10 protein-coding genes are annotated in these 12,023 nt (G+C 62.0%); 8 read left to right on the top strand and 2 right to left on the bottom strand.

The features are described from left to right. The first annotated feature begins 60 nt into the window (after positions 1 to 60). Positions 61 to 714 carry a GntR family transcriptional regulator gene (locus FHL16_RS07705; RefSeq protein WP_077747933.1) on the top strand — a complete coding sequence of 218 codons (654 nt, stop codon included), beginning with the start codon at positions 61 to 63 and terminating at the stop codon, positions 712 to 714. A 15-nt stretch (positions 715 to 729) separates the two neighbouring features. Next, on the top strand, positions 730 to 1,581 hold the full coding sequence (locus tag FHL16_RS07700; RefSeq protein WP_077747932.1) for an urea carboxylase-associated family protein: 852 nt from the start codon (positions 730 to 732) through the stop codon (positions 1,579 to 1,581). Between the two features lie 92 nt (positions 1,582 to 1,673). Here the strand turns inward: FHL16_RS07700 and FHL16_RS07695 are convergent, their stop codons facing one another. Further along, on the bottom strand, positions 1,674 to 1,841 hold the full coding sequence (locus FHL16_RS07695; protein ID WP_010461642.1) for a DUF2897 family protein: 168 nt from the start codon (positions 1,839 to 1,841) through the stop codon (positions 1,674 to 1,676). Between the two features lie 125 nt (positions 1,842 to 1,966). Then, positions 1,967 to 3,331: an ethanolamine permease gene (eat, locus tag FHL16_RS07690; RefSeq protein ID WP_077747931.1), complete on the bottom strand. Its 1,365-nt coding sequence runs from the start codon at positions 3,329 to 3,331 to the stop codon at positions 1,967 to 1,969. A gap of 396 nt (positions 3,332 to 3,727) precedes the next feature. On the opposite strand from eat, the gene kdpF reads away from it, so the two are divergent. The 6 genes from kdpF (at position 3,728) to FHL16_RS07655 (ending at position 11,870) form a co-directional block, all read left to right on the top strand. Then, positions 3,728 to 3,817 (top strand): K(+)-transporting ATPase subunit F, encoded by a 90-nt coding sequence (kdpF, locus tag FHL16_RS07685; RefSeq protein WP_007899818.1) that lies wholly within the window; start codon positions 3,728 to 3,730, stop codon positions 3,815 to 3,817. Positions 3,818 to 3,825: 8 nt separating this feature from the next. After that, entirely contained in the window at positions 3,826 to 5,520 is a 1,695-nt protein-coding gene (gene kdpA / locus FHL16_RS07680) for a potassium-transporting ATPase subunit KdpA (RefSeq protein WP_077747930.1), read from the top strand. Between the two features lie 10 nt (positions 5,521 to 5,530). After that, entirely contained in the window at positions 5,531 to 7,588 is a 2,058-nt protein-coding gene (kdpB, locus tag FHL16_RS07675) for a potassium-transporting ATPase subunit KdpB (protein WP_077747929.1), read from the top strand. A 205-nt stretch (positions 7,589 to 7,793) separates the two neighbouring features. Beyond that, entirely contained in the window at positions 7,794 to 8,339 is a 546-nt protein-coding gene (gene kdpC, locus FHL16_RS07670) for a potassium-transporting ATPase subunit KdpC (protein WP_077748028.1), read from the top strand. A 138-nt stretch (positions 8,340 to 8,477) separates the two neighbouring features. Further along, positions 8,478 to 11,129, top strand: a complete 2,652-nt coding sequence (locus FHL16_RS07660; RefSeq protein WP_077747928.1) for a sensor histidine kinase — start codon at positions 8,478 to 8,480, stop codon at positions 11,127 to 11,129. A gap of 36 nt (positions 11,130 to 11,165) precedes the next feature. Beyond that, positions 11,166 to 11,870 carry a response regulator gene (locus tag FHL16_RS07655; RefSeq protein ID WP_077747927.1) on the top strand — a complete coding sequence of 235 codons (705 nt, stop codon included), beginning with the start codon at positions 11,166 to 11,168 and terminating at the stop codon, positions 11,868 to 11,870. Positions 11,871 to 12,023 lie beyond the last annotated feature (153 nt).

Below are 12,023 nucleotides of genomic sequence, written 5' to 3'. Positions count from 1 at the left end.
TGGCACGAATAGTGATTACTTGTCAGCTGACGATTGTTGAACAATCACGAGGCGATGAGCATGAACAGTGGACTGTCCCTGGCCGATCACATCACATTGGAGTTGCGCGCCGACATCATAGGCGGTCGCCTGCTGCCTGGTATGGCGCTGGTGGAAAACGAATTGGTGTTTGCCTACAACGCCTCCCGTAACACCATTCGTGAAGCGTTGCACCGCCTGGGGCAGGATGGACTGACTCGTTACGTGCGCAACAAGGGCGTGATGGTGCGCAGGCTGGGTCAGGATGATGTTCGGGATTTGTTCAAGGTCCGGCGTACCCTGGAACTGCAAGCCATCAGCGTGAGCCCGCCATTGCGCGATGATCAATCGGGCCGGATGCTCGAGGCGCTGGAGGCCACCGAGCTGGCCCGGGAACGCGAGGACTGGCGCGCCGTCGGCACCCACAGCCTGGCGTTTCATCAACACATCGTCGGGTTGCTGCGCAGCCCATTGTTCGATGAGTTTTTCACCAACGTTGTTGCGCAACTGCGCCTGGCGTTCTGCGCCGCGCCCGATGAATCACGTTTTCAGGCGCCCTGGCTGGCTCGCGACCGGCAGATCCATGACTTTCTCGCTGAGGGCGACAAGCGCGCCGCCGCAGACGCCATGAGCGCTTACCTCGATGACTCTGAACACCTTCTGTTGCGAATGCTTGCCCCAACCCCCCATCACTGATCGAGGATGTGTGTCATGTACAAAGACTATCCGGCGGCCTATCAAGTCAGCAAAGGCTCGGCCTTGCAGGTGGACAAAGCCTTCTACGAACGGATTCGCGACACCAGGGAAGGCCGCACGCTGATCGAGCAGTTTGAAGTGCCGATCCGCACCGGTCGCGCCTGGAACGTGCCGGCCGGGCACGTGTTTCGTGTGACCACGCCGGTCGGCCCGCAAGTCGGCGACTTCAATGTCTGGAACGCCAACGACCCGCGCGAGCGTTTGTGGGCGGCGCGGACCCGGCAACTGCAGGGCGCCCATGTCAGCACCCATGACCGGCTCTGGTCGAACCTGCCTTTTTTACGACCGCTGGTGACCATCACCGACGACAGCCTGGCCGATTACGGCATCGATGAACATGGGGGGCGTTTGCACGATTTGCTGGGTACGCGCTGCGATCCCTATGTGAACAAAATGCTCACCGGCGAGGACTTCCATCATCACTGCCACTCCAACCTGACGCGCGCCGTGTTGCCCCATGGCCTGACCGAGTTCGACGTGCATGACGTGCTGAACATTTTCCAGTGTACGGGCCTGAACCACGACGACATGTACTTCATGAAGGCCTGTCCGGCGCAGAAGGGCGATTACCTGGAGTTCTTTGCCGAGATCGATCTGCTGTGTGCGCTGTCGACCTGTCCGGGAGGGGACCTGTCACTGGCCATGTGGGGGCCGGATGCGCAGGATCCGCTCAGCGTCTGTCGCCCGCTGGGCGTGGAGATTTATCGGTTGGAGGATTCATTGCTCGAGGGCTGGAGCCAGCCTGAACGTGCTGCGTATAAAGGGCTGCATGGCTTGCACATCGCCAAGGCCGACTGGGAAAAATAATCGGACGTAGGAGCGAGGCTTGCCCGCGAAGGCGTCCCTGAGATCGCCTTCGCGGGCAAGCCTCGCTCCTACAGAAGCTGTTCAGCAGTTTTTTAGCGGTCCTGCGCATCCTTGGCGTCCGCTTCCGCGTTGCGTTCCGCGACACGTTTACGTTGCTCTTCGGTCAGTTCGACCTTGTTGGCAGTGTCACGCAGCATCATCAAACCACCAACGATCGAGCCGATTGCAACGACCAGAATCAACCAGGCATACCAGGGCATAGGGCTCTCCTTGAGGGCAGGCCGATTGGCGGGTTTCGCCAATCGATCGTGCATACCACTTTGAGCGATTTCATATCGCGGTGGTTCCATTCTATGCCTGATCTGTCGGTAACACCTGAGACCATTCAGAGTCCGGTCAACATCGCGTCGGCCGGTGCATCCGCGCGCAATTGCGCGGTGAGCATGAAGTACACGAAGCCCACCGCCATGAAGCCGAGGAAGATCAAGCCGATCAACGTGTTGAACCAGGCCATCGCCACCAGGCACACCACCGCCAGGATCAACGCAATCATCGGCACCAGCGGGTAGCACGGCGCGCGGAAGGTGCGCTCCAGGTTCGGTTCGGTTTTACGCAACTTGAACAGGCTGAGCATGCTCATGATGTACATCACGATTGCGCCGAACACCGCCATGGTGATCATCGCCGCGGTCAGCGTCATGCCACCGAGATTGATCAAACCATCGCTGTAGATCGCCGCGATACCGATTACGCCGCCGGCAACGATCGCCCGATGGGGTGTCTGGAAGCGCGACAGTTTGGCCAGCGACGCCGGAAGGTAACCGGCGCGGGCGAGGGCGAAGAACTGCCGCGAGTAGCCGAGGATGATCCCATGGAAACTCGCCACCAGGCCGAACAGGCCGATCCACACCAGCATGTGCAACCAGCCCGAGCTTTCACCGACCACGGTTTTCATGGCTTGTGGCAGCGGGTCGTTGATGTTCGACAGGGTGCGCCAGTCGCCGACGCCGCCGGCAAAGAACATCACGCCCATGGCCAGCAATACCAGGGTCAGGATGCCGCTGATGTAGGCCTTGGGAATCGTGCGTTTCGGATCCTTGGCTTCTTCGGCGGCCATCGCTGCGCCTTCAATGGCGAGGAAGAACCAGATGGCGAAAGGAATCGCCGCGAACATCCCGGCAATCGCCGGCGCCCCGAACACATCGGAACCGGCCCAGCCATTGAGCGCAAAGTTGCTGAAACTGAACGCCGGAGCGACCACGCCCATGAACACCAGCAGTTCCGCCACGGCCAATACACAGACAATCAACTCGAAGGTGGCGGCCAGTTTCACGCCGAGAATGTTCAGGCCCATGAACACGATGTAGGCGCCGACCGCTGCGTGCTTCGGGTCGAGGGCCGGGAATTGCACATTCAGGTAAGCGCCGATAGCCAAGGCAATTGCCGGCGGGGCGAAGACGAACTCGATCAGCGTCGCCAACCCGGCGATCAATCCGCCTTTCTCGCCAAAGGCGCGGCGGCTGTAGGCAAAGGGGCCGCCAGCATGGGGAATCGCCGTGGTCAGTTCGGTGAAGCTGAAGATGAAGCAGGTGTACATCGTGGCGACCATGAACGAGGTCACCAGGAACCCGAGTGTTCCGGCCACGCCCCAGCCGTAACTCCAGCCGAAATACTCACCGGAAATCACCAGTCCGACCGCAATACCCCACAGGTGCAACGTGCCCAGCGTGGGTTTGAGTTGTGTGTTCATGCGTTTGCTCCCTGAACGGTTTGAAAAGCGTCGGGGGGAGGCGTTTGCAGTGGGCGTGCCAGTGTTGTGATAGCAGTCGTAAAGCGTAAAAAGGTGTCGTATCGGGGATGTACGGTGCTGGATGCATGCATTTTGGTGCGCTAGTTGGGGGCGTTGTCGTGTGTTCTGCCGTCTTCGCGGGCAAGCCTCGCTCCTACAAGGGCGAGCGCTCCACGGACCTGTAGGAGCGAGGCTTGCCCGCGAAGGGGCCCGCTCGGACACCGCCGTAACGAAGGCATAAACCCACTCTTTACGCATTCTTTATGCCCCGCCACACCCCTCGGTCTCGTTCCTTTACAGCCTCCCTGCCGACAATGACTCCACACGCGGCAATACGCCGTAACACGGAGAACTTCCATGAGCGTTCTGGACGGGGTGTCACTGCTATTGGCAGTGGGGCTGTTCATTTATCTGTTGGTTGCGCTGTTGCGCGCGGACCGGAACTAGGAGCGGCTATGCACAGTTATGACTATTGGCTGATCCTGGCCTTCTTTGCCGTGGTGCTGATCCCGGCACCGTTCCTTGGGCGGTTCTACTACAAGGTCATGGAAGGCCAGCGCACCTGGCTTTCGCCGATCCTCGGACCGGTCGAACGTGGTTGTTATCGGGTGGCCGGCGTTGATCCGCAGGCCGAACAGAGCTGGCAGAAATACACCTTGGCCTTGCTCGCCTTCAACCTCGCGGGCTTTTTGCTGTTGTTCGCGATCCTATTGTTCCAGGATCACTTGCCGTTGAACCCGCAAAACCTGCCGGGTCAGGAGTGGACGCAAGCATTCAACACCGCCGTCAGCTTCATGACCAATACCAACTGGCAGTCCTACAGCGGCGAAGCGACCCTGAGCTACCTGAGCCAGATGGTCGGCCTCACCGTGCAGAACTTCGTCAGCGCCGCCACCGGCCTGGCGGTATTGGTTGCGCTGTGCCGCGGTATTGGCCGCAAGTCGAGCAAGACCCTGGGCAACTTCTGGGTCGACATGACCCGCGCCACCCTCTACGGCCTGTTGCCCCTGTGTCTGCTGCTGGCGCTGTACCTGGTCTGGCAGGGCGTGCCGCAAACCTTCGCGCAGTACGTGAATGCCGTGACGATGCAAGGCGTCGATCAGGTGATTCCACTCGGCCCGGCCGCCAGCCAGATTGCGATCAAGCAACTGGGCACCAACGGCGGTGGCTTCTTCGGCGTCAACTCGGCGCACCCGTTCGAGAACCCGACAGCGTGGAGCAACCTGTTCGAAGTTGGCTCGATCATTCTGATCCCGGCCGCGCTGGTGTTCACCTTCGGCCACTACGTGAAAGACCTGCGTCAGAGCCGCGCGATCATCGCCTGCATGCTGGCGCTGTTCCTGATCGGCGGCGCGACCTCGTTGTGGGCTGAATACCAACCTAACCCGACCCTGAACAACGTCGCCGTCGAACAGACCGCGCCGCTGGAAGGCAAGGAAGCGCGCTTCGGCACGACCGCCACGGTGCTGTGGTCGGTGACCACCACCGCAGCGTCCAACGGTTCGGTCAACGGCATGCACGACAGCCTCAATCCGCTGAGCGGCATGGTCGCATTGGTCAACATGATGGTTGGCGAAGTGATCTTCGGCGGCGTCGGCGCGGGGCTCTACGGCATGTTGCTCAACGTGTTGATCGCGGTGTTCCTCGCCGGCCTGATGATCGGTCGTACCCCGGAATACCTGGGCAAGAAACTCCAGGCGAAGGAAGTCCAGTTGCTGGTCGTGACCTTGCTGGTGATGCCGGTCGGCGTGCTGGTGCTCGGTGCGATTGCCGCGAGTCTGCCCGGCCCGGTCGCGGCGGTGAGTAACCCCGGTGCCCACGGTTTCAGTCAGTTGCTGTACGCCTACACCTCGGCCAGTGCCAACAACGGTTCGGCCTTCGGCGGCTTCGGTGCCAACACGGCGTTCCACAACCTGATGCTGGGTCTTGGCATGTTGATCGGTCGCTTCGGTTACATCCTCCCGGTATTGGCGTTGGCCGGCAGCCTGGCAATGAAGAAAACCGCACCGATCGGCCAGAACAGCTTCCCGACCCATGGCCCGCTGTTCGTGACATTGCTGACCGTGACCATTTTGCTGGTGGGTGGTTTGACCTTCCTGCCGACATTGGCCCTGGGTCCTATTGCTGAACATCTGAGCATGGGCTTCTAAGGAATCCATCATGAATATGCCTGTAAGCAAAACCGTCGTCGCCAAGGCGCCGGAACAACCCAAAACTGCGATCTCGGCCCTCTGGCGCCCGGCGCTGGTGCAAGCCTTCGTCAAGCTCGACCCGCGGCAATTGCAGCGTGCGCCGGTGATGCTGGTGGTCGAACTGACCGCGATCCTGACCACCGTGCTGTGCTTCATTCCCGACAGTGCCGTGCCGACCTTCGTCGCTGCGCAAATCGCCCTGTGGTTGTGGTTCACCGTGCTCTTCGCCAACTTTGCCGAAGCCTTGGCCGAAGGTCGCGGCAAGGCTCGCGCCGACAGCCTCAAGGCCGGCAGCGAAGGCCTGAGCGCCCGTCGCAAAACCAGTAACGGCACCTTTCAAGTAATACCGGCCACCAGCCTGCGCAAAGGTGATGTGGTGCGCGTTGAAGCCGGGGAAATGATTCCCGGCGACGGCGAGGTCATTGAAGGTATTGCCGCCGTCAACGAAGCGGCGATCACCGGCGAATCCGCGCCAGTGATTCGTGAGTCCGGGGGCGACCGTTCGGCTGTCACCGGCAACACTCGCCTGGTCTCTGACTGGCTGCTGGTGAAGATTACCGCCAACCCCGGCGAGTCGACACTGGACCGCATGATCGCTCTGGTCGAAGGCGCCAAACGCCAGAAAACCCCGAACGAAGTCGCGCTCGACATCCTGCTGATCGGCCTGACCCTGATCTTCCTGCTGGTGGTCGTCACCCTGCAACCGTTCGCCCACTTCGCCAACGGCAGCCTGCCGCTGGTGTTCCTGGTGGCGTTATTGGTTACGTTGATTCCGACCACCATTGGCGGTTTGTTGTCCGCCATCGGTATTGCCGGGATGGACCGTCTGGTGCGCCTGAACGTGATCGCCAAATCCGGTCGCGCCGTGGAAGCGGCGGGGGACGTTCACGTCCTGATGCTGGACAAGACCGGCACCATCACGTTCGGTAACCGTCGCTGCACCGCAGTGCATCCGGCGCCGGGCGTCACCGCCCGTGAACTGGCGGAGGGCGCATTGTTTGCCTCGCTGGCCGATGACACGGCTGAAGGTAAGTCCATCGTCGAGTACCTGCGCGGCACTCAGCCACAACCTGAACCCGCCGCCGAGTTGCTGACGGCCGTGCCATTCAGCGCGGAAACCCGTCTGTCCGGTGTCGACTATCAGGGGCGTGTGTATCGCAAAGGCGCGGTGGATTCATTGCTGGCCTTCGTCGGTGTGAAACGCGCCGACCTGGCCGCGCCGCTGTCCCGTGAGATCGACAAGATCGCTCAAAGCGGCGGTACCCCGTTACTGGTCTGCGCCGACGGCAAATTGCTTGGTGTGATCCACCTCAAGGACGTGGTCAAGCCCGGCATCCGCGAGCGTTTTGCCGAGCTGCGCAAACTGGGCATCCGCACGGTCATGGTGACCGGCGACAACCCGCTGACCGCCGCTGCCATTGCTGCCGAAGCGGGCGTCGATGACGTGCTGGCCGAGGCTACGCCAGAGAAAAAACTGGCGCGCATTCGCCACGAACAGAACGACGGTCGCCTGGTTGCCATGTGCGGCGACGGCGCCAACGATGCCCCGGCTTTGGCCCAGGCTGACGTCGGCATGGCGATGAACGACGGCACGCAAGCCGCGCGGGAAGCGGCGAACATGGTCGATCTCGACAGCGACCCGACCAAGCTGTTGGACGTGGTGCAGATCGGTAAGGAATTGCTGGTGACCCGCGGTGCGCTGACGACGTTTTCCATCGCCAACGACGTGGCCAAATACTTCGCGATCCTGCCGGCGCTGTTCGCCTCAATTTACCCGCAATTGGGCGTGCTGAACGTCATGCACCTGGCCAGTCCGCAGAGCGCGATTCTCTCGGCGATCGTGTTCAACGCCTTGATCATTGTGGTGCTGATTCCACTGGCGCTGCGTGGGGTTCGAGTGCAGGCCGCGAGTGCGGCGGCGTTGCTGCGACGCAATTTGCTGGTCTACGGATTGGGCGGGATTGTGGTGCCGTTCGTGGGGATCAAGGCGATCGACATGCTGCTGACGGCGTTGCATCTGGTTTGACGGTCGGGAGCTGTGGTGGGGTTTTTGTGGCGAGGGAGCTTGCTCCCGCTGGGCTGCGAAGCGGCCTCATCCCAGACACCGTGTTTGTTCAGGTACACCGCATTTGCCGGGTTGACGACTGCTTCGCAGTCGAGCGGGAGCAAGCTCCCTCGCCACAAGTGACGTGTGTGCCTGATGAATGTTCTTTGAATTCGAGGATTTTGAAATGTCCACAATGATACGTCCGGCCCTGAGCTTGCTCGTGCTGATGACCCTGATCACCGGCGTCGCTTATCCCTTGGTCGTCACTGGCGTCGCCCAGGTCGCGTTCCCGGATCAAGCCAATGGCAGCCTGGTGCGTGACGCCGGCGGCAAGGTCCGTGGCTCTTCGCTGATTGCCCAGGATTTCGTTGGCGATGCCTGGTTCCATCCACGGCCATCGGCGGGTGCGTTTGCCACCGTGTCGAGCAGCGCCAGCAACCTTTCGCCGAGCAATCCGGCGCTGGCCACTCGGGTGATCGACGATGCCAACAAACAGCTGGTGCCCGGTCAGGGGCCAGTGCCGTTGGCCATGCTCACTACCTCCGGCAGCGGCCTCGATCCCCACTTGCCACCGGCGGCGATTGCCTATCAACTGGCGCGTGTTGCGGCGGCGCGTAATTTGCCGGTGTCTACGCTTCAGCAATTGATGAATGCGCACATTGAGCAGCCATTGGTGGGGCCGCCGGTGGTGAATGTGCTGGCGCTAAACATCGCGCTGGAAAACCTGTAGAAGATGATCGTTCCCACGCTCTGCGTGGGAATGCATCAACGGACGCTCCGCGTTCGGCTCTGAAGGGGACGCGGAGCGTCCCGAGCTGTATTCCCACGCGGAGCGTGGGAACGATCAATCAAGATAAGGCAATGACAAATGAGTGACTCCGGCCGCGCCGACGCGCTGTTAGCAGACCTGCCCCGCGATGGCCGTGGCCGGCTCAAGGTTTTCCTCGGCGCCGCACCCGGTGTCGGCAAGACCTACGCCATGCTGCAAGCGGCTCACACCCAATTGCGACAGGGCGTGAAAGTCATCGCCGGCGTGGTTGAAACCCACGGCCGCGCCGAGACCGAAGCGCTGCTCGGCGGCTTGCCGCAGCAGCCCTTGGTGCGCTTGGAATACCGAGGCGTCACGCTCGAAGAAATGGACCTCGACGGTCTGCTCGCGGCCAAGCCGAAATTGGTGCTTGTGGACGAACTGGCCCACACCAACGCCCCTGGCAGCCGTCACGCCAAGCGCTGGCAAGACATCCAGGAATTGCTCGCCGCCGGCATCGACGTGTTCACCACGGTCAACGTTCAGCACCTCGAAAGCCTCAATGATCAAGTGCGCGGGATCACCGGCGTGCAGGTTCGCGAAACCCTGCCGGACTGGGTGCTGCAAGAAGCCTACGAACTGCTGCTGATCGACCTGCCGCCACGCGAACTGCTTGAGCGTCTTCGTGACGGCAAGGTCTACGTGCCGGAGCAGGCGCGGGCGGCCATCGACGCTTTCTTCACCCAGACCAACCTCACCGCCCTGCGCGAACTGGCAATGCAAACCGCCGCTGCGCAGGTGGACGATGACCTGGCCCAGGGATATCGACAACTTGGCCAGGCCGCGCCAGCGGTGCGCGGTCGATTGTTGGTCGGCGTCGATGGCGATGCTCAGGCCGAACGCCTGGTGCGCCACGCCAGCCGCGTCGCCCAGCGTCGGCATCTGCCGTGGAGCCTGGTGCACGTGGACAACGGCAGCGTGCGCGACGAACAATCGCGCCTGCGCCTGCAAAGTGCCCAGCAACTGGCCGAGCGACTGGGCGGCGAAGTGGTGTTACTGCGCGCCGGTGAAGTCGCAAAAACATTGATCCAGCACGCTGCCGAACGCCGTGCCAGCCTGGTGCTGGTCGGTCAATCGCGCCAGCGTTTGCGTCGGCGCTTGTTCGGCGGCGGTCTGGCATCACGCTTGCTGCGTTATGCGCGGGGGCTGGAAATCAACGTCCTCGACAGTGATCACGAACAGCATCAGCCGCGTCAGCGTTCGGCGCATTCGCTGGTGTGGTTCGACTACGCGCTGGCGGTCGTGGCGACGGTGCTGGCCACTGCTTTGGCCTGGGCCGTGGCGAGCGTCTTGCCGCTGCCGAATATATCGCTGGTGTTCCTCGCCGCCGTGTTGCTGGTGGCGGTGCGCAGTAGCCTGGGCCCGGCGCTGGCTTGTGCGGCGCTGTCGTTTCTGACCTATGACTTTCTGTTTATCCCGCCGAATTTTTCGTTCGCCATCCAGCGCGAAGAAGACGTGCTGACTTTGCTGTTCTTCCTGCTGATGGCGGCCCTCACCGGCAACCTCGCGGCGCGGCAACGGCGGCAATTGCAAGCATTGCGCGACACCCAGGAAGAGACCACCGAACTGCTCGACCTGTCGCGCAAACTTACCGCCGCCACCGACCGCCAGGCCGTGGTCAGCGCCGCGGCCCAGCACCTCAATGGCTGGAGCGATCTGCAACTGTGCCTGCTCAACCGCGACGGCCAGGGTGGCTGGAAGGTCGAGACCGGCGGCCCGCTGGAGTTTTCCGAAGCCGAACGCGCTGCCGCCGATTGGGCCTGGCAACACGACCAGCCGGCGGGCGCGGGCACCGGCACGCTGCCGTTCGGGCGTTGGTGGTGGTGGCCGTTGTCGGTGGAAGACGGACCGTTGGCGCTGCTCGGTGTGTGCGCCAAAGAAGGCCAGACCTTGAGCGGTCAGCGTCGGCGTTTGTTGACGGCGTTGAGTCAACCGCTGGCCCAGGCCTTGGCTCGCGCGCAACTGGCCGAAGACCTGGAAGCGGCGCGCCTGCACGGCGAAACCGAGCAGTTGCGCAGCGCCTTGCTGGCGTCGGTGTCCCACGATTTGCGCACGCCGCTGACCTCCATGCGCGGCAGCATCGACAGCCTGCTGGCCCTCGGTGAAGCCATCCCGCTGGAGGATCGCCGCGAACTGCTTGAAGGCACCCGCGATGAAGCCGAGCGCCTCGACCGTTACATTCAAAACCTGCTGGACATGACCCGCCTCGGTCACGGTGCGTTGAAGCTGGCGCGGGACTGGGTGTCGCCGGCCGATATTGTCGGCAGTTCGCTCAATCGTCTGCGCGCGGTACTGGCGCCGTTGCAGGTTAGCACCGAAGTGCCGGCCGAATTGCCGCTGCTGTACGTGCATGCCGCGCTGATCGAGCAGGCGCTGGTCAATGTGCTGGAAAACGCCGCGCGTTTTTCTCCGCCTCACGGCCGTCTGCAATTACGCGCCGGCGCCAATGACAGCGAGCTGTTTTTCTCGGTCAGCGACGAGGGGCCAGGGATTCCGGAGGAAGAGCGGGCGAAGATTTTCGACATGTTCTACACCGCTGCGCGCGGTGATCGGGGCGGGCAGGGCACCGGCCTGGGGTTGGCGATCTGTCAGGGCATGGTCGGCGCGCATGGCGGTCGGATCAGCGTCGCGGACGGCATTGAAGGGCGCGGCACCTGCATCACACTGCACTTGCCATTGCAGGAACAGCCGGGCCTTGAAAGTGAAGCCTGATACCCTTTGGACATCTCCATGCCACGATCAGAAACCATGAGCCAGACCGCGACCATTTTGGTCATCGACGACGAACCGCAAATCCGCAAATTCCTGCGCATCAGCCTCGCTTCCCAGGGTTACAAGGTACTGGAGGCCGGCAATGGCAACGAAGGGCTGGCCCAGGCGGCGTTGAACAAACCCGACTTGCTGGTGCTCGATCTCGGCCTGCCGGACATGGACGGCCAGCAAGTGCTGCGCGAGTTTCGCGAATGGTCGACGGCGCCGGTGCTGGTGCTTTCGGTGCGTGCCAGCGAAGGGCAAAAGGTGGAAGCGCTCGATGGCGGTGCCAACGATTACGTGACCAAGCCGTTCGGTATCCAGGAATTCCTCGCCCGGGTGCGTGCGTTATTGCGTCAGGCCCCCGTTGGCGAGGCTCAGCAAGCGGCGCTGACGTTTGGCCCGCTGACCGTGGACCTGGCCTATCGCCGGGTGCTGCTCGATGGCGCCGAAGTCGCGCTGACCCGCAAAGAGTATGCGGTGCTGGCGCAACTGGCCCGGCATCCCGGGCGGGTGATCACCCAGCAGCAACTGCTGAAAGATATCTGGGGTCCGACCCATACCGAGGACAGTCATTATTTGCGGATTGTGGTGGGGCATCTGCGCCAGAAGCTGGCGGATGATCCGACTCAGCCACGGTTTATTGTTACCGAGGCGGGGGTTGGGTATCGGTTGTTGGGTAGAGAAGATTCTTTCGGCTAGGTTTCTGACTGCTGGTCCCTAGGGCTTTTTTGCATATTTGCCGTTCGTCGAAACTGTCATTTATGTCAGGTATGAAGAATGGATGGGTAGCCGTATCGTTCCTTTACGACGCCACTGAAACTGCGCACAAAGGTGGCTTCGGTCAAAAAACTC

The sequence above is a fragment of the Pseudomonas sp. FSL W5-0299 genome (assembly GCF_005930655.1).
GTDB classification, from domain to species: Bacteria; Pseudomonadota; Gammaproteobacteria; order Pseudomonadales; family Pseudomonadaceae; genus Aquipseudomonas; species Aquipseudomonas mandelii.
This window is presented reverse-complemented; position numbering and strand designations above follow the sequence as displayed.

Bases quoted from the DNA above. Each gene is read 5' to 3' on its own strand.
- eat (WP_077747931.1), bottom strand. From the start codon at position 3,331: ATGAACACACAACTCAAACCCACGCTGGGCACGTTGCACCTGTGGGGT.
- kdpA (WP_077747930.1), top strand. From the start codon at position 3,826: ATGCACAGTTATGACTATTGGCTGATCCTGGCCTTCTTTGCCGTGGTG.
- kdpF (WP_007899818.1), top strand. From the start codon at position 3,728: ATGAGCGTTCTGGACGGGGTGTCACTGCTATTGGCAGTGGGGCTGTTC.
- FHL16_RS07695 (WP_010461642.1), bottom strand. From the start codon at position 1,841: ATGCCCTGGTATGCCTGGTTGATTCTGGTCGTTGCAATCGGCTCGATC.
- FHL16_RS07655 (WP_077747927.1), top strand. From the start codon at position 11,166: ATGAGCCAGACCGCGACCATTTTGGTCATCGACGACGAACCGCAAATC.
- FHL16_RS07660 (WP_077747928.1), top strand. From the start codon at position 8,478: ATGAGTGACTCCGGCCGCGCCGACGCGCTGTTAGCAGACCTGCCCCGC.
- FHL16_RS07705 (WP_077747933.1), top strand. From the start codon at position 61: ATGAACAGTGGACTGTCCCTGGCCGATCACATCACATTGGAGTTGCGC.
- kdpC (WP_077748028.1), top strand. From the start codon at position 7,794: ATGTCCACAATGATACGTCCGGCCCTGAGCTTGCTCGTGCTGATGACC.
- FHL16_RS07700 (WP_077747932.1), top strand. From the start codon at position 730: ATGTACAAAGACTATCCGGCGGCCTATCAAGTCAGCAAAGGCTCGGCC.
- kdpB (WP_077747929.1), top strand. From the start codon at position 5,531: ATGAATATGCCTGTAAGCAAAACCGTCGTCGCCAAGGCGCCGGAACAA.